The following is a 16,293-nucleotide window of genomic DNA, read 5'->3' on the forward strand; positions in this document are numbered from 1 at the left end:
GGGAAAATAAAAATGCTAAGTATGTAGAAATGGAGGGAGACGAGTGCACGAACATTTGAAAGAGAAGTTGGCTATTTTACCAGATCAACCTGGTTGTTATTTGATGAAAGATAAGCAAGGAACGGTTATATATGTTGGAAAGGCAAAAGTGCTTAAAAATCGTGTGCGCTCGTACTTTACTGGTTCACATGATGGGAAAACACTGCGGCTTGTAGGAGAAATTGTTGATTTTGAATATATCGTAACCTCTTCGAATTTAGAAGCACTTATTTTAGAGTTAAATCTAATTAAAAAATATGATCCGAAATATAATATTCAATTAAAAGATGATAAAACATATCCTTTTATTAAAATTACGGCGGAGAAGCAACCGCGCTTACTCATTACTCGAAATGTAAAAAAGGATAAAGGAAAGTATTTTGGTCCTTATCCAAATGCACAATCTGCTCATGAAACGAAAAAACTGCTAGATCATATGTATCCACTTCGGAAATGTACGAATATGCCAGATAAAGTTTGTTTGTATTATCATATGGGTCAATGCTTAGCGCCGTGTGTGAAAGAAGTGACGGAAGAACAAAATAAAGAAATTGTAGATGAAATTATTAAGTTTTTAAATGGTGGACATAAAGAAGTTCGTTCAGAATTAGAAGTAAAAATGTATGAGGCCTCAGAGAAACTAGAGTTTGAACGTGCAAAAGAGTTGCGTGATCAAATTGCTCATATTGATGCGATTATGGAAAAACAAAAGATGATTATGAGTGACTTAGTGGATCGTGATGTGTTTGGATATGCAGTGGATAAAGGATGGATGTGTGTTCAAGTTTTCTTCGTTCGAAAAGGAAAGCTAATTGAACGTGATGTTTCTATGTTTCCAATTTACGATGAACCAGAAGAGGGCTTTTTAACGTTTATCGGCCAATTTTATGAAAACAGTAGTCATTTTAAGCCGAAGGAAATTGTCGTTCCAGGAAGTATAGACTCGGAATTAGTAGAGCGCTTTTTAGAAGTAGAAGCGACACAGCCGAAACGTGGTAAGAAAAAAGACCTTGTAGAATTAGCAAATAAAAACGCGAAAATTGCTCTTGAAGAGAAGTTTTACTTAATTGAACGTGATGAAGAACGAACGATTAAAGCAGTAGATCATTTAGGGAAGCAGCTTGGGATTGAAACGCCGTATCGTATTGAAGCGTTTGATAACTCAAATATTCAAGGAACAAATCCTGTTTCTGCAATGATTGCTTTTATCGATGGGAAACCGGCGAAGAAAGAGTATCGAAAATATAAAATTAAAACGGTTCAAGGACCAGACGATTATGAGTCTATGAGAGAAGTTGTGAGGCGCCGTTATACAAGGGCCCTTAAAGAAAATTCACCTTTACCTGATTTGATTATTATTGATGGAGGAAAAGGCCATCTAGCGGCTGCAAGTGATATTCTAGAGAATGAGCTCGGATTATATATTCCGATGGCAGGTCTTGTGAAAGATGATAAACATAAAACCTCCCATTTAATTATTGGGGACCCACCGGAACCTGTGATGCTTGAGAGAAATAGCCAAGAATTTTATTTATTGCAGCGTATTCAAGATGAGGTGCATCGATTTGCGATTACATTCCATCGTCAATTACATGGGAAATCTGTCATTCAATCAGCATTGGATGACATTCCAGGAATAGGTGATAAACGGAAAAAGGTATTGTTAAAACATTTTGGTTCATTAAAGAAGATGAAAGAAGCTTCTATAGAGGAATTTGTCGAAGCGGGTATGCCGAAAAATGTCGCGGAGACGATTTATACGTATTTAACAGATAAGAAGACGTTGTAGTTTACAACGTCTTCTGTTTTTTGGTATAATTTCTGAAGATTTAAAATAAATGAATCTAAATGAAAATACAAAAAAGTCAACTAAACTGATATGTCTAGTTGACTGTAGGTAATGCTTACACTTCAATGAGATCTTTTATATCCCATTTTACAAGAAATGTAATAGAGTCAGAACGTTTTTTCTTTTCTTCGTATGACTCTGCAACGACGTTCCGTTGCTTTTGAATTTGTTCAGCGATGAATCCAGCTTCTAGTTGATAAGAAGAATGTCGTTTTTGTTTTTGACGTTCTGCAATGAGTGTGCCTTTAAGTTGGAACTGCATTTCACGACGCTTATGTTCAATAATGCTTAAAGTGCCCCAGCCAGCTTTTTCAAAGAACTGAATGACTTCTTCAATTGTTTCTAGCGGATATTTTCTTGCAAGGTTTCTACCAGACCAGTATAAAATACCATCTAAATCGTTGCCGATTAAATCAGGTAGTAATTCTTCACGTAGCAATTCATAAGCGAAGGCGTTCAATGAAACATCTTCTAAAGATGTTATATCGATTGTATTTTTACTCACAATATTCCCCTCTTTCTATAGGGATTATTATATAACATTTTTCATTTATAAAAACAGATTTTTCTTTAGGGAAATCTGAATATCTAAGAAGAAAAAAAGAATTGCCAAATTATATGCAAATTATGTATACGTTTTCTTGACGCTTCGACAAAAATAGGGGTAAAATGAACTTGTTATCAAATTATGCTGAAATATTTCGAATAATTTTTTCAGTTTTTCTTATGCCAATAGTGAAAAAACATTATTGTTATAAATTAATCTGAAAACAGCAGTCAAACATTCAAGGGGGTAATGGGGACATGAAAGGCCGCGAGTATACGTTTCGTAAGTGGCACTCATTAATGGGGGTCATCCCGGTTGGTGTCTTTTTGACGCAACATCTAATTGTAAACAACTTTGCAACAAGAGGAGCAGAGGCTTTTAACAAAGCTGCAGGCTTTATGGAGCTCCTTCCATTCCGGTATGCGCTAGAAATTTTCATCATCTTTTTACCGATACTGTACCATGCTATATATGGCTTATATATTGCATTTACAGCTAAGAACAATGCGGTTTCTTACGGTTATTTCCGTAACTGGATGTTCGTTTTCCAAAGAATTTCAGGTATCGTTACGCTGATTTTCATTTCTTGGCACGTCTGGGAAACTCGTATTCAAGCAATGTTAGGTAAAGAGGTAAACTATGATATGATGGCAGATATTTTAAACAATCCAGCTATGTTTGCATTCTACTTAGTTGGTGTTGTTTCAACAATTTTCCACTTTGCAAATGGACTATGGACATTCTGCATCAGCTGGGGAATTACAGTATCTCCACGTTCACAAAGAATCTCTACTTATGTAACATTAGCTATTTTCTTAGGTCTATCTTATGTAGGTGTGAGTGCATTATTAGCGTTCATCGATCCACAGCTAGCAAATCAGTAAGGAGTGGGAGAGCATGAAAGGGAAACTTATAGTAGTCGGCGGTGGCTTGGCTGGCTTAATGGCAACGATTAAAGCGGCAGAAGCAGGAGTAAATGTTGAACTGTTTTCTTTAGTACCAGTAAAACGTTCACATTCTGTATGTGCTCAGGGCGGAATTAACGGTGCCGTAAATACGAAAGGTGAAGGGGATTCTCCATGGATCCACTTTGACGATACAATTTATGGTGGGGACTTCTTAGCGAACCAACCACCAGTTAAAGCAATGTGTGAAGCAGCACCTGGTATCATTCATTTAATGGACCGTATGGGTGTTATGTTCAACCGTACGGAAGAAGGACTTCTTGATTTCCGTCGATTTGGTGGAACGCAACATCACCGTACAGCATTTGCTGGTGCAACAACTGGACAGCAATTACTTTACGCATTAGATGAGCAAGTACGTCGTCACGAAGTAGCAGGACTTGTAACGAAATATGAAGGCTGGGATTTCTTACGAGCTGTTGTTGATGATGAAGGTGTGTGCCGAGGAATCGTTGCACAAGACTTACAAACTATGGAGATTAAAAGTTTCGGAGCTGATGCCGTGATTATGGCAACAGGGGGCCCTGGTATCATTTTCGGAAAATCAACAAACTCCATTATTAATACAGGCACAGCAGCTTCTGCTGTATATCAACAAGGTGCATATTATGCAAATGGTGAGTTCATTCAAATTCACCCAACGGCAATTCCTGGAGACGATAAATTACGTCTTATGAGTGAATCTGCACGTGGTGAAGGTGGACGTGTTTGGACATATAAAGATGGTAAACCATGGTACTTCTTAGAAGAAAAATATCCGGCTTACGGAAACCTTGTACCTCGTGATATCGCAACGCGTGAAATCTTTGATGTTTGCGTAGAGCAAAAACTAGGTATTAACGGTGAAAACATGGTGTACTTAGATCTTTCTCATAAAGATCCGAAAGAACTAGATATTAAACTTGGTGGAATTATTGAAATCTATGAGAAATTTACAGGGGATGATCCTCGTAAACTACCAATGAAAATCTTCCCAGCTGTTCACTATTCAATGGGTGGACTATGGGTTGACTATAAGCAAATGACGAGTATTCCAGGTTTATTTGCAGCAGGTGAGTGTGATTATTCTATGCACGGTGGTAACCGCCTTGGTGCAAACTCACTATTATCAGCAATTTACGGTGGTATGGTAGCAGGGCCAAACGCAATTGAATATATGAAAGGTCTTTCTAAATCATCAGATGCTGTTTCATCTACTGTATATGAGCAAAATGAATTAATCGAAACAGAGAAATTTAACAATATTTTAACGATGGATGGTAATGAAAATGCATATGTTCTTCATAAAGAGCTTGGAGAATGGATGACAGATAACGTTACAGTAGTTCGTGAAAATAAAAAGTTATTAGAAACAGATGCGAAAATTGAAGAGTTAATGGATCGTTACAAACGTATTAACATTAACGATACAGCGAGATGGAGTAACCAAGGTGCTTCATTTACACGTCAACTTGCAAATATGTTTGAGTTAGCACGTGTTATTACAATTGGCGCATATAACCGTAATGAGAGCCGCGGGGCGCATTACAAACCTGAATTCCCAAATCGTGATGATGCAAACTTCTTAAAAACTACTATGGCAAAATTTGAAGGAGAAGGAAATGCACCAGCATTCCATTACGAAGACGTTGATGTTTCATTAATTAAACCACGTAAACGTGATTATTCTTCAAAACATGATGTAGCTGCTAAGGGTGAAGAGAAGGGGGATAAACAACATGTCTGAGAAAACAATCCGCCTCATCATTACGAGACAAGATGGACCAGATGCACAAGAGTTTGACCAAGAGTTTGAAATTCCATATCGTCCTAATATGAATATTATTTCGGCGCTTATGGAAATTCGTCGTAATCCTGTTGATTCAAAAGGAAACCAAACAACTCCGATCGCATGGGATATGAACTGCTTAGAGGAAGTATGCGGTGCATGTTCGATGGTTATTAACGGAAAGCCACGTCAATCATGTACGGCTCTTATTGACCAATTAGAACAGCCAATTCGCTTAAAGCCGATGAAGACATTCCCAGTTGTACGTGATTTACAAGTTGACCGCAGTCGCATGTTTAATGCTCTAAAACGCGTTAAAGCTTGGATTCCAATTGATGGTACGTATGACTTAGGTCCAGGACCAAGAATGCCTGAGAAAAAGCGTCAATGGGCTTATGAGCTTTCAAAATGTATGACATGTGGTGTTTGCTTAGAATCATGTCCAAACGTAAACAGTAAGTCTGACTTTATTGGACCAGCGCCGTTATCACAAGCTCGTTTATTCAACTCACATCCAACGGGTGAAATGCATAAAGCAGATCGCTTACGTGCAATTATGGGAGATGGAGGACTAGCAAACTGTGGTAACTCTCAAAACTGTGTGCAATCATGTCCGAAGGGTATTCCTTTAACAACTTCAATTGCGGCATTAAACCGTGATACAACAATTCAATCGTTCAAAGATTTCTTTGGTAGCGATAATAACTATTAATAAATATTGCCTCTTCATCTTGAAGGGGCAATATTTATAACTTCATTTTTCAGTTTATTCTGTTTTTTTTTGGTAGGAAGGGGAGATAGCGTTGAAGAGAATTTCTTATATTGAAGACTTCGAGAAATGGGAAAGTGGTTTTTCATTTTACAATCCTGTAAAGGTTCGTTTTGGTGAAGTAGATATGTTTGGACATGTAAATAATGTCGTTGCTTTTACTTATTTTGAAGAAGCTCGTATCGGGTTGTTTAAAGAACTTGGATTTATGCAAGAGTGGACACATGCATCATCAGAAACGATGATCGTTGTTGCGGATTTACAATGTAATTTTATTAAGCAAATATATTTTGATGAACAGTTGAAGGTGTATGTAAAGGCAGGATCGGTTGGGAACTCTTCTTTAGATCTACATTATATGGTGAAGAATGCAGAAGGAGAGGTTTGTTTAGTAGGTCGTGGAATGATGGTTCAAGCGTCGAAAAAAACAGGAAGAGGCGAACCATGGCCTGAAGAATGGAAGAAGAAATTACTACAATGATAGAGTGAAAGAAAAATAAGAGAGCAATTTGCTCTCTTATTTTTTGTCTTCCATCGCTTCTTCTAATGTTAAGTGATGTTTATATAGGTATGTAGCGTATGGATTACCAACGTAGCGTAAGTGCCATGGTTCATATGCATATTCTGTTGTATCTGTTTTATCTTCTAAGTAACGAATGACAAAGCCGAATTCATGAGCGTGTTCCGCGACCCATTTTCCTTCTGCTGTCTCCCCGAAAATAGGCTCTAATTGAAATTTAGCTGTTTTTGAACTAATATCCATTGCTAAACCCGTTTGGTGTTCACTCGTACCAGGAATTGCGCTTACTGAATTAGCCTCAGCTTTTCCTTGACGTCTAACGTATGTATCATGCAACGATTTTTGGCGTTTGTATGAACGATAACCAGATACAGCTGTAAGATCAAGCCCTTCTTTTTTCGCAGCTTTGAACATGTTTTCAAGTGCCTCCGCAGCATCTTTACGTAGCAATGTTTTTTCTTTATCTTTTGGACTAGAAAATGGTACGTTTGGTCTCGTTAAGTCTTCAGGAATGTATCCATCTGGTAGTTTTCGATGTTTATTAATTAAGACAAGATTAGATTTTGGATTTGTTACAACTGAAAAGTCATTGTCTATTTTCTTTGCATTATGATCAGCTTTTGGAAAAGCAGGAATCTCTTCTTTTGGGTGGTTAGTATGTTTTTGACTTTCGACAGCTTTCGCTTCATTATGTAGTGGTGATTTAGAACCAAAGTAAGTGAAAGATGTGATACCGATTACAATAGTAGTGGCAGAAATAATTATTATCTTTTTCATAATGCCTTGTAATCACAGTCCCTTCTTAATAAAATGTGTATCGTTTTTTTATTATAAGTCTAGTTTGTTGGAAAAGGAATATAAGAGTCATAACGTAATAGAAATGCAAAGAAAATGTCAGAAAATGTGTGAATTTGTAGTATTTTTTTATATAATTCATTTCTTATCTTTCATGAATTGCATTTTTTATGTAATATATATACATAAGAAGATGTAGCGATTATCGAGAATAAAGAACTTCTTGTATAGACTAGGAGTGAATGGGAATGGATTTTGCAACAATTATTGGACTTGTTTTAGGATTTTTAGCAGTGGTAGTAGGGATGGTCGTCAAGGGCGCTGACGTAACAGCCTTATTAAATCCTGCCGCAGCATTAATTATTTTTATCGGTACATTTGCTGCAGTATGTATTGCATTTCCGATGAATCAACTAAAAAGGGTTCCAAAACTATTTAAAGTTCTTTTTGGTTCAAATAAAAAGGATTTAAGTTATGAACAGTTGCTAGAATTATTTGTTCATTGGACATCTGAAAGTAGAAAATACGGTATTTTGTCTTTAGAGCAACAATTAGACAAAATTCAAGATGAATTTCTTTTGCGCGGTATGAAATTTGTGATTGATGGCGTATCCGCAGAAGATTTAGAGCAGATTTTGGAATCTGAATTAGAGGCAATTGAAGAAAGACATGCAAAGGGAGCTGCTATTTTTTCACAAGCTGGTACGTATGCACCGACATTAGGAGTTTTAGGTGCTGTTATCGGTCTTGTAGCTGCGCTTGGTAACTTAACTGATATTGAAAAGTTAGGTCATGCTATTTCGGGTGCGTTTATTGCAACGATTTTTGGTATTTTTTCAGGTTATGTATTATGGCATCCATTTGCAAATAAGTTAAAGCAAAAATCTTCAGCTGAAATTGAGAAAAAACGTTTAATCATTGATTGTTTATTAATGTTACAAGAAGGTACATATCCGTTTATTATGAAGAACCGCATTTTAGGTGCACTTTCTGCAACTGAGCGTAAAAAGCTAGAAAAAGGAGCAGAAAAAAATGCGGAGTAAGAAAAATAGAAGAGGCAAAAAGAAAAAACATGATGAGCATATCGATGAAACGTGGTTAATTCCATATTCTGATATGTTAACGTTGTTATTTGCATTGTTTATCGTTTTATTCGCAATGAGTAGTATAGATGCTGCGAAGTTTAAACAGATGGCAGTTGCTTTTCGAAGTGAATTAGCTGGGGGAACAGGTAACAAAGAATTTTTAAGTGATCAAAAGCCAAATGAGGAAAAAGAATTATCAGCAAGTAGCCTTGAGGCAGAACAAGCAAAAAAACAAGAAGAAGCTAGAGCTAAAGAAAAAAAAGAGATGGATGAATTGAAAGCATTACAAAAAAAGATTGATCAATATATTAATGAAAAACAATTATCCTCTTCTTTTCAAACTAAATTAACTGAAAAGGGATTAATGGTGACAATATTAGAAAATATACTGTTTGATTCGGGGAAAGCAGATGTGAAATTAGAATCTTTAGGGATTGCGAAAGAGATGTCTAGCTTACTTGTTTCAGCGTCACCTCGTGAAATTACAGTATCGGGTCATACGGATAATGTCCCTATTGCCAATGCGCAGTTTGCGTCGAATTGGGAATTAAGTACGCAGCGGGCAGTTAATTTTATGCAAGTATTACTGCAAAATAAAGAATTACAACCAGAAAAATTTAGTGCGATTGGATACGGAGAATACCGTTCAATTGCTCCAAACGATACACAAGAAGGAAAGGCAAAGAATAGACGTGTGGAAGTGTTTATCTTGCCTTTAACAGAGAAAGTAAAATAAAAGAGGATGGCGAATGCCATCCTCTTTTATTTTACTTCAAATGATTTTAAGTTGTCGCGACGGATTTTATCTTTTTCTGCATCTGATTTTTTGAAATCATAATCATATAAAGCGCCTTCCCAATCGCCATACATTGGATTCGGGAAAATAATGAATTTCTCACCAAATTGTGCTTTTGAATCTTCTACTGTTTGGTTACGATCTTTTACAGATTTTCCATCAAAACCTGTGAAATCAGATAAGTTATCACCGAAGAATAAGACAATATCATGGGTTTGAGAAACGAGTTCACGGCGTTTTTCTTTTCCTTTTTCTTTCGGATCTTGTAGTAATATATGTTCTTTCGTTGCTTGAGGAGCACCTACACGCTCAAGATTTTTAATTGTTGCATCTAGTTGGTTCGTTTTACGATTTGAGATGTAGTAAATATCTACACCTTTAGACTCTGTATATTTTAAGAAATCAATTGCGCCTGGAAGGGCTTCAGCCTCAGCTTTATTAATCCAATCATCCCATTTGTAAGGATAGCCTTTGCCTGTTTTTACGCTCATTGCTTGATGAGGACTGTTATCTAAAACAGTTTCGTCTAAATCAAGTACGATAGCAGGTTTTTTCTCTGTCCCTTTTGCAAGAATTGCATCAAGCTTTAATTGACCAATGTTGTACCCTTGGTAGTAAAGTGCTTTCGTTTCACCGGCTGTTTGATACCATAAATCAGCCATTAATTGTTGTTCTGTTAATTTTACTTTCTCTTCTTTTGCCACTGTTTTCTCTGGTGTTCCTGAACATGCTACAAGTGATGTAGATAGAACCGCTACAGATAATAAAGTGGTAATGCCCCTCTTCATCTTCATATGTATCCTCCTTGATGTTAGAAAATCATTTTATATTATATATTAAAATATAATATTTTTATATGAACATTTGCATATTGTCTTTTGTATATGTAGTAGTATGTCCTATATTAGAAAGATGAACAAAGTGATGGGATTATTTTGATAGTTTTAACGTATTATCCGAAAGACGACTCCTTCCCAGGGCGTGTGTAAGACGATAGTCTAGTGGTAGGTGGGAGATGAATTTCGGTTTGGCGTAGCCAAACATTTGGTTTTCCTATTTATTTCGCCCCTGATATAATCAGTCTTATAAGAGGTAAAGTTTGGTATAACGATGAAGGTAGATAATAATCATGTAGTGTTCAAGTCGTGGAATCACCGTCATAGCTTATGGGAAATAAAGCGAAAAGTGAGGTGAATGGATATGACAAAGCAGAATAAGGCGTACAAGTTTCGTATGTATCCCACAGAAGAACAAGCACATCTTATACGTAAAACGTTCGGGTGTGTACGCTTTGTATATAATAAAATGCTGGCTGAAAGAAAGGAAGTATATGAAAAACACAAGGCGAATAAGGAAGAACTGAAGAAGCAAAAATTTCCTACGCCTGCAAAATACAAAGTGGAGTATGAATGGTTGAAAGAAGTTGATTCATTGGCATTGGCCAACGCTCAATTAAACTTGCAAGCTGCTTATAAGAATTTTTTTAGTGGTCAAAGTGATTTTCCTACATCCAAAAGTAAAAAGAGTAGAAAATCCTATACAACGAATCGAGTAAACGAAAATATTATGTTATTTCATGGTTATATCAAATTACCAAAATTGAAAATGGTGAAACTGAAGCAACATAGAGAGATACCGCAAAACCATATCATCAAATCGTGCACGATTTCCATGACACCAACTGGTAAGTATTACGTGTCTATTTTGACCGAATATGAAAAAGAAATCACTCCAAAAGAAGTAGAACGTGTAGTTGGATTAGACTTCGCAATGGCTGAATTATACGTGAGTAGCGAAGATGAGAAAGCCAATTATCCTCGCTTTTATCGTCAGATGTTAGATAGATTAGCAAAAGCGCAACGAGTATTGGCAAGACGTGTAAAAGATTCAGAGCGCTGGAATAAACAACGCATTCGTGTAGCGAAGTTGCATGAAAAGGTCGCCAATCAACGTAAGAATTTCCTTCATCACAAGTCTAAAGAATTAGCTGCGAATTTTGACGTTGTAGCAATCGAAGACTTACATATGAAAGGGATGTCACGAGCACTACGCTTTGGTAAAAGTGTAGCGGACAACGGTTGGCGGATGTTCACGGCATTTTTAGCATATAAGCTACAAGAACAAGGAAAACAACTTGTAAAGATAGATAAATGGTTTCCTTCTACAAAGATGTGTAGTCGTTGTGGAAATAAAAAGGAAATGCCATTATGTGAACGCACGTATGCATGTTCGTGTGGACTCACAATCGGCCGTGATTATAACGCAGCGATTAATATCAAAAAAGAAGCCATACGCTTATTAGCGCTGGCATAAATCGTAACAAAACAACCTTTGGAACAAGGGAGTTAGCTCGGCTGTCATAGGATAAATTCGTTAGCTATCAAAAGTAGCGATAAACCGAGAAGCCCTCACTTCCGGTAAGCTCGTAAGAGATACTAAGTGGTGGGTAGTTCACCTAAATAGAACAAATGATGGATTAATGACGGTGTTTACATATAAGAGGATGAAGTGTAGTGCTATATTTTTTCTTGAATAAACATAGTCTTTGAAAGAGAGTACGAATGATACTAAAGGGGAGGCTTTATACTTTGAGTTTACAAATTCAAAACTTAACGAAACAATTTGGGGAATCAAAAGCAGTTAACGGTTTGCAAATTTCGTTACCAAAAGGTGAAGTACTAGGATTACTTGGACGAAATGGTGCAGGGAAAACAACAACAATCAAAATGCTTCTCGGATTATTAACGCCTAATGAAGGTACGATTACGTGGGATGGAAAAGCATTTGGGGATAGTGGCGTAACAATTGGGTATTTACCAGAAGAAAGAGGTTTATATACAAAAAGTAGAGTAATAGATCAGTTGCGATATTTTGGTAGATTAGAAGGAATGTCGAAGAAAGAAGTAGATCAAGCTATTGATCATTGGTTAGAGCGTTTAGCGATACCAGAATATAAATTTAAAACGGCTGGAGAGCTTTCAAAAGGGAATCAGCAAAAAATCCAATTAATTGCTGCTCTTCTTCATAATCCGGAACTTCTCATTTTAGATGAACCATTCAGCGGCCTTGATCCAGTTAACGCCGGGATGTTAGCTAGTATTATTGAAGAACAAGTACAGAGCGGAAAGACGATTATTTTATCAAGTCATCGTATGGAACAAGTAGAGGCTTTTTGCCAACATGTATGTATTTTGAAAAAAGGTGAAGCAGTCGTAAAAGGACAGCTAAGTGATATTAAGAAAGAATACGGTTTCCGTAATTTAACGATTGAAGATACAGTAGAGAATGAAAAGGGATTAGAAGCTATACATGTATCGTATGAAAAACAACAAGGCCTTCTTTATGTGAAAGTACAAGACGATGCGGAAGCTCTCAAGATTTTGCAACAGTTGCAAGAGCAAGGTGTTAGCTTACGACAATTTAAAATGTTAGAGCCGACGTTAAATGAAATCTTTGTAGAGAGGGCGAAATAACGATGCGTAAATTTTCTCACGTATTTTCATTTTATTTTAGGGAAGCATTTTTATCTAAAAAATCATTAATTACGAGCGCGATTTTATTTTTAGTTGTGTTTGGGATTTTTGCATTTAATCATTTTACTTCAGGCGATGATAAAAATAAGGATAAAGATAAAATTGCAGTTGTAGTAGAGAGTTCCACATATAAAGTACAAAAAGATGAGCTAAATAAGCTATTGCCATCAGCAAAAATAACACTTGGTTCAAAGGATGATTTTGATAAACTGCATAAGCAAGTAGAAGAAGGCGATTTAGATGGTCTATTCCATGTGACGGAAAAGGGGGGGGCTCCATCGATTACATATATGTATAATGGATTTCCAAGCCAAGCAACTTCTGCAATTATGGCAGGATATTTAAAGCAACAATATACGATGGTGACAATTGCCAAAAATAATGTTTCACCAGAAATTGCACAGCAATTACAAACAGAAATTCAAGTAAAGCAAGAAGCGATAAAAGATCGTACATCTTCTTTCGGAATTGCCTATTTCTTTACATTTGCTTTATATATGTTTATTGTAGCGTTCGGAAATACAATCGCAATGAATATTGCATCTGAGAAGGCGTCACGTGTAATGGAAGTAATGCTTCCGAAAGTGAAACCTCTTACGATGATGTATGCGAAAATTTTAGCGGTTGTTTCAACGGCTTTATTGCAACTTGTCATATTGGCGTGTGGTTATCTTATTCCATATTTGTTAGGTTGGGTCGATTTAGAAAGTGCCTCACTATTTGGTATTCCAATTGACTTTACGAAATTAGATGCAAAGGTTGTAAGCATGTTTCTTGTTTATTTCATTACGGGATATTTACTTTATGCAATGATGTATGCTGCTGCTGGAGCTGTCGTGTCTAAGACGGAGGATTTACAAGCTGTATCTTTCCCGGTAATGATTTTAATTATGGCTGCATTCTTCATTAGTATTAAATCATTAAGTGATCCGAATAGTACTATCGTTGTTGTAAGTTCTTACGTTCCATTTTTTACACCGATGGTTACCTTCTCACGTATTGTAGCTGGTGAAGCAGGTATGCTAGAAATTACGATAACATTAGCAGTCTTATTGGCGACAATTGCGATATTAAATGCTGTTACAAGCCGCATTTACGTAAATGGCGTAATGAATTACTCAGATAAAGTGAAATTTAAAGATTTAGCGAAATTTATAAAGCGTCAATAATGAGAGAAAAGCATGATTTCCTATTGAAATCATGCTTTTTCTTTATGTATAAATTAAAAATAGTATATAATAATAAGAGTCGTCTTTTAATAGAATGAATAAAAAGGAGGGTGTGCAGATGGGGATTAGTAGTCGTTTTACAGTAGGTGTTCATATGCTGACATTACTTGCGATAGATCGAAACTCTCGCTGTACCTCTGAATGGATTGCCGGTAGTGTGAATACAAATCCAGTTGTGATTCGTCGCATTACAGGAATGTTGAAGAGAGCAGGACTTGTTGATGTACAAGCTGGTAAAGGTGGTACGACACTTGCTCGAGATTTAGAAGAAATTACATTACTTGATGTATATAAAGCAGTGGAAGTTGTAGAAGAAGGACAGCTATTTTCCTTCCATGAAAATCCCAACATTGAATGTCCAGTAGGAGCTAATATTCAATCAGTATTAGAAATTATTTTAATGCAAGCGCAAGAAGCGATGGAAAACGTGCTTGCAAATGTAACGGTAGATCAATTAGTTACAAATTTAAAGTCTAAAATGAAAGAATAAAAAAGCGAGCTTCCTCATAATGAGGGCTCGCTTTTTTTATTCAGAAATATTGAAAATTCTATTTTTCGGTATTTAAAATGAATTTACCTACGATAGCTGCGAAGATACCACCAAGAATTGGTGCTACGATGAATACCCATAGTTGAGAAAGTGCTTCTCCACCAACAAATAAAGCTGGTGCGATACTACGAGCTGGGTTAACAGATGTTCCAGTTAACGGAATTCCTAATAAGTGGATTAAAACTAATGTGAAACCAATTACTAGTCCAGCTAAAGAAGAACTTCCTTTTTTACCTGTTACAGCGACGATAACTAAAATAAATACGAAAGTTAAAATGAACTCAACTAAAAATGCTCCAGATAAACCAAGAGTTCCGAAACCATTTTGTCCTAAATTATCTAAAGGTGTTTTAGCAGATTTTAAAATTGTTACTAACGTTGCAGTTCCTAATAAACCACCTAAAATTTGAGCTAATACATAATAACAAAGTTCCATAGCGTTCATGCGTTTGTTGATGAACATAGCTACTGATACTGCTGGGTTAATGTGACATCCAGAAATTGTTCCGATGCTATATGCCATAGCTACAATAGATAAGCCGAAAGCCATAGCGATTCCTAATGTTCCAATTCCTTCGATTCCGCCGCCAGTGACAGCTACTCCAGTTCCGAATAATACAAGTACAAAGGTACCAATAAATTCAGCGATTGCTTTTTTTAACATAATTTACCTCCTATTAATGCGCATGAAACGTATTATAACATACGTTTTAGTATAAACAGCCAATGAAATACTATTCTGATAAGGCAAAATAGGGGGACAATAAAAAAGAGTATGGTTCATCTCTATAGAACCATACTCTTTTTTTATGCTGATTTTTTCTGTTTAACGGCTGGAATAGATCGGTTTAAAATACTATTTGCAACCATTCCTAACATAATAATAATCATTCCAAGTAGGGAAAGCCCGCCAGGAAACGAACCATTCAAGAAAACAATTTCTCCAAGTACGGTAAAGACCATCGTTCCAGCTTGTGTTGCTTCAACAGCTCCAAGTAAAGCCAGGTTATCTTTTGCTAAGTCAGTAGCAAAGAAAAATGTCATCGTTGCAATAACGCCGGAACATAATGCTAACAAAAATCCTTGAAGCATTTGGCTAGATGTTGGAATACCTGTAGTAGAAAATCCGTATACACCAAGCAAAATTGTTATAGGAAGACTTCCAATTGCCATTCCTAATACACGTTGGAACGTATCAAGGCGTCCGCCAACAAGCTCCATCATTTTTCGGTTACCGAACGGATATAAGAAAGCGGCTAATACGACAGGTAAAAAACCTGAAATGAACTGAGTCATTGTAATATGGCCTGCGGCAGTTGCTTGCATACAAATTACACCAAGTAAAATAAATAAAGCAACATATAAGCTACGAAGTGGAATTTTTCCACGTACAAGTTTCGTACCTGATTTTGTTTCTATTTTCACAAAAAATAGTGGTGATAGTAGTAAACCAGCTAAAATCGTAACTTGCCAAGTTCCAGCAACGAGCCAAGCTGGAGAAAAGACAGCTGCGAAACTTAATAAAGAATAAAAACCAATACCGGCAACAGAACCCCATCCGATCCACGCCAATGGATGTTTTTTTAACTCTTTCCATAATCCCCTAAAGTTTTTGCGAAATAAAACGATAAGGAATAAAATAGGGAGAGCAAATAAAAAACGGAAGGAAGCTGTCCAAGCCCAGCTCGTTCCAGATACATTCATTGCTCTATTAATAATAAAGGTTGCAGAAAAAAAGGCCGATGATAAAAGACCTAATAAAATTGCGCGCATGAAGTATAGCACTCCTTTCGAAAATAAATAATTATGTATAGTATGATATACTTTAATTTAATAAAAGTAAACTAT

Annotated in this window: 16 protein-coding genes; 11 read left to right on the forward strand and 5 right to left on the reverse strand. The window is 36.4% G+C overall.

The window, feature by feature from the left end:
• The first annotated feature begins 43 nt into the window (after positions 1–43).
• Complete coding sequence (uvrC, locus tag MRP26_RS26150; protein ID WP_242807069.1) at positions 44–1,828, forward strand: excinuclease ABC subunit C; 1,785 nt, start codon at positions 44–46, stop codon at positions 1,826–1,828.
• Positions 1,829–1,943: 115 nt separating this feature from the next.
• Here the strand turns inward: uvrC and MRP26_RS26155 are convergent, their stop codons facing one another.
• Complete coding sequence (locus MRP26_RS26155) at positions 1,944–2,393, reverse strand: YslB family protein (protein ID WP_000042214.1); 450 nt, start codon at positions 2,391–2,393, stop codon at positions 1,944–1,946.
• Between the two features lie 299 nt (positions 2,394–2,692).
• Between MRP26_RS26155 and sdhC the strand changes: the two genes are divergently transcribed.
• The 4 genes from sdhC to MRP26_RS26175 all read left to right on the forward strand — a co-directional run bounded on the left by sdhC (position 2,693) and on the right by MRP26_RS26175 (position 6,418).
• The gene (sdhC, locus tag MRP26_RS26160; protein WP_000678354.1) at positions 2,693–3,319 is read left to right on the forward strand and encodes a succinate dehydrogenase cytochrome B558; all 627 of its coding nucleotides are present in this window, start codon (positions 2,693–2,695) and stop codon (positions 3,317–3,319) included.
• Between the two features lie 13 nt (positions 3,320–3,332).
• Positions 3,333–5,126 carry a succinate dehydrogenase flavoprotein subunit gene (sdhA, locus tag MRP26_RS26165; RefSeq protein ID WP_000676743.1) on the forward strand — a complete coding sequence of 598 codons (1,794 nt, stop codon included), beginning with the start codon at positions 3,333–3,335 and terminating at the stop codon, positions 5,124–5,126.
• Entirely contained in the window at positions 5,119–5,880 is a 762-nt protein-coding gene (sdhB, locus tag MRP26_RS26170; RefSeq protein ID WP_001291830.1) for a succinate dehydrogenase iron-sulfur subunit, read from the forward strand. Before sdhA ends, sdhB begins: the two co-directional genes overlap by 8 nt.
• 91 nt (positions 5,881–5,971) lie before the next feature.
• Positions 5,972–6,418 (forward strand): acyl-CoA thioesterase, encoded by a 447-nt coding sequence (locus tag MRP26_RS26175; RefSeq protein ID WP_098680149.1) that lies wholly within the window; start codon positions 5,972–5,974, stop codon positions 6,416–6,418.
• Positions 6,419–6,454: 36 nt separating this feature from the next.
• Here the strand turns inward: MRP26_RS26175 and MRP26_RS26180 are convergent, their stop codons facing one another.
• Positions 6,455–7,234, reverse strand: coding sequence for a M15 family metallopeptidase (locus MRP26_RS26180; RefSeq protein WP_053563591.1), 780 nt, complete (start codon positions 7,232–7,234; stop codon positions 6,455–6,457).
• Positions 7,235–7,500: 266 nt separating this feature from the next.
• On the opposite strand from MRP26_RS26180, the gene motA reads away from it, so the two are divergent.
• Together motA and motB are read left to right on the forward strand one after the other, a co-directional pair.
• Positions 7,501–8,295 carry a flagellar motor stator protein MotA gene (motA, locus tag MRP26_RS26185; protein WP_000344862.1) on the forward strand — a complete coding sequence of 265 codons (795 nt, stop codon included), beginning with the start codon at positions 7,501–7,503 and terminating at the stop codon, positions 8,293–8,295.
• Positions 8,285–9,073 (forward strand): flagellar motor protein MotB, encoded by a 789-nt coding sequence (motB, locus tag MRP26_RS26190; protein WP_001256741.1) that lies wholly within the window; start codon positions 8,285–8,287, stop codon positions 9,071–9,073. The genes motA and motB overlap by 11 nt, the downstream gene beginning before the upstream one ends.
• Before the next feature lie 26 nt (positions 9,074–9,099).
• Here the strand turns inward: motB and MRP26_RS26195 are convergent, their stop codons facing one another.
• A complete protein-coding gene (locus MRP26_RS26195; RefSeq protein ID WP_088024425.1) occupies positions 9,100–9,927 on the reverse strand; it encodes a 5'-nucleotidase, lipoprotein e(P4) family in 828 nt (275 codons plus the stop codon).
• Positions 9,928–10,333: 406 nt separating this feature from the next.
• Here MRP26_RS26195 and MRP26_RS26200 point away from each other — a divergent pair, with 406 nt between their 5' ends.
• From MRP26_RS26200 to MRP26_RS26215, 4 genes are all read left to right on the forward strand, one after another.
• On the forward strand, positions 10,334–11,446 hold the full coding sequence (locus tag MRP26_RS26200) for an RNA-guided endonuclease TnpB family protein (protein WP_197242794.1): 1,113 nt from the start codon (positions 10,334–10,336) through the stop codon (positions 11,444–11,446).
• Between the two features lie 275 nt (positions 11,447–11,721).
• On the forward strand, positions 11,722–12,606 hold the full coding sequence (locus MRP26_RS26205; RefSeq protein ID WP_000058130.1) for an ABC transporter ATP-binding protein: 885 nt from the start codon (positions 11,722–11,724) through the stop codon (positions 12,604–12,606).
• Between the two features lie 2 nt (positions 12,607–12,608).
• Positions 12,609–13,835: an ABC transporter permease gene (locus MRP26_RS26210; protein ID WP_001224987.1), complete on the forward strand. Its 1,227-nt coding sequence runs from the start codon at positions 12,609–12,611 to the stop codon at positions 13,833–13,835.
• Between the two features lie 118 nt (positions 13,836–13,953).
• On the forward strand, positions 13,954–14,385 hold the full coding sequence (locus tag MRP26_RS26215) for an Rrf2 family transcriptional regulator (protein ID WP_000512998.1): 432 nt from the start codon (positions 13,954–13,956) through the stop codon (positions 14,383–14,385).
• Between the two features lie 58 nt (positions 14,386–14,443).
• Here the strand turns inward: MRP26_RS26215 and MRP26_RS26220 are convergent, their stop codons facing one another.
• Both MRP26_RS26220 and MRP26_RS26225 read right to left on the reverse strand, forming a co-directional pair.
• Entirely contained in the window at positions 14,444–15,109 is a 666-nt protein-coding gene (locus MRP26_RS26220) for an aquaporin (RefSeq protein ID WP_000913213.1), read from the reverse strand.
• Positions 15,110–15,252: 143 nt separating this feature from the next.
• A complete protein-coding gene (locus tag MRP26_RS26225; RefSeq protein WP_001201639.1) occupies positions 15,253–16,218 on the reverse strand; it encodes a DMT family transporter in 966 nt (321 codons plus the stop codon).
• Between the last annotated feature and the right edge of the window lie 75 nt (positions 16,219–16,293).

The organism is Bacillus sp. CCB-MMP212, assembly GCF_022748145.1.
GTDB classification, from domain to species: domain Bacteria; phylum Bacillota; class Bacilli; order Bacillales; family Bacillaceae_G; genus Bacillus_A; species Bacillus_A cereus.

What these genes read in the sequence shown, in the direction of transcription:
- sdhC (WP_000678354.1), top strand. Translation starts at nt 2,693, where the DNA reads ATGAAAGGCCGCGAGTATACGTTTCGTAAGTGGCACTCATTAATGGGG.
- sdhA (WP_000676743.1), top strand. Translation starts at nt 3,333, where the DNA reads ATGAAAGGGAAACTTATAGTAGTCGGCGGTGGCTTGGCTGGCTTAATG.
- sdhB (WP_001291830.1), top strand. Translation starts at nt 5,119, where the DNA reads ATGTCTGAGAAAACAATCCGCCTCATCATTACGAGACAAGATGGACCA.
- MRP26_RS26180 (WP_053563591.1), bottom strand. Translation starts at nt 7,234, where the DNA reads ATGAAAAAGATAATAATTATTTCTGCCACTACTATTGTAATCGGTATC.
- motA (WP_000344862.1), top strand. Translation starts at nt 7,501, where the DNA reads ATGGATTTTGCAACAATTATTGGACTTGTTTTAGGATTTTTAGCAGTG.
- motB (WP_001256741.1), top strand. Translation starts at nt 8,285, where the DNA reads ATGCGGAGTAAGAAAAATAGAAGAGGCAAAAAGAAAAAACATGATGAG.
- MRP26_RS26195 (WP_088024425.1), bottom strand. Translation starts at nt 9,927, where the DNA reads ATGAAGATGAAGAGGGGCATTACCACTTTATTATCTGTAGCGGTTCTA.
- MRP26_RS26200 (WP_197242794.1), top strand. Translation starts at nt 10,334, where the DNA reads ATGACAAAGCAGAATAAGGCGTACAAGTTTCGTATGTATCCCACAGAA.
- MRP26_RS26210 (WP_001224987.1), top strand. Translation starts at nt 12,609, where the DNA reads ATGCGTAAATTTTCTCACGTATTTTCATTTTATTTTAGGGAAGCATTT.
- MRP26_RS26215 (WP_000512998.1), top strand. Translation starts at nt 13,954, where the DNA reads ATGGGGATTAGTAGTCGTTTTACAGTAGGTGTTCATATGCTGACATTA.
- MRP26_RS26220 (WP_000913213.1), bottom strand. Translation starts at nt 15,109, where the DNA reads ATGTTAAAAAAAGCAATCGCTGAATTTATTGGTACCTTTGTACTTGTA.
- MRP26_RS26225 (WP_001201639.1), bottom strand. Translation starts at nt 16,218, where the DNA reads ATGCGCGCAATTTTATTAGGTCTTTTATCATCGGCCTTTTTTTCTGCA.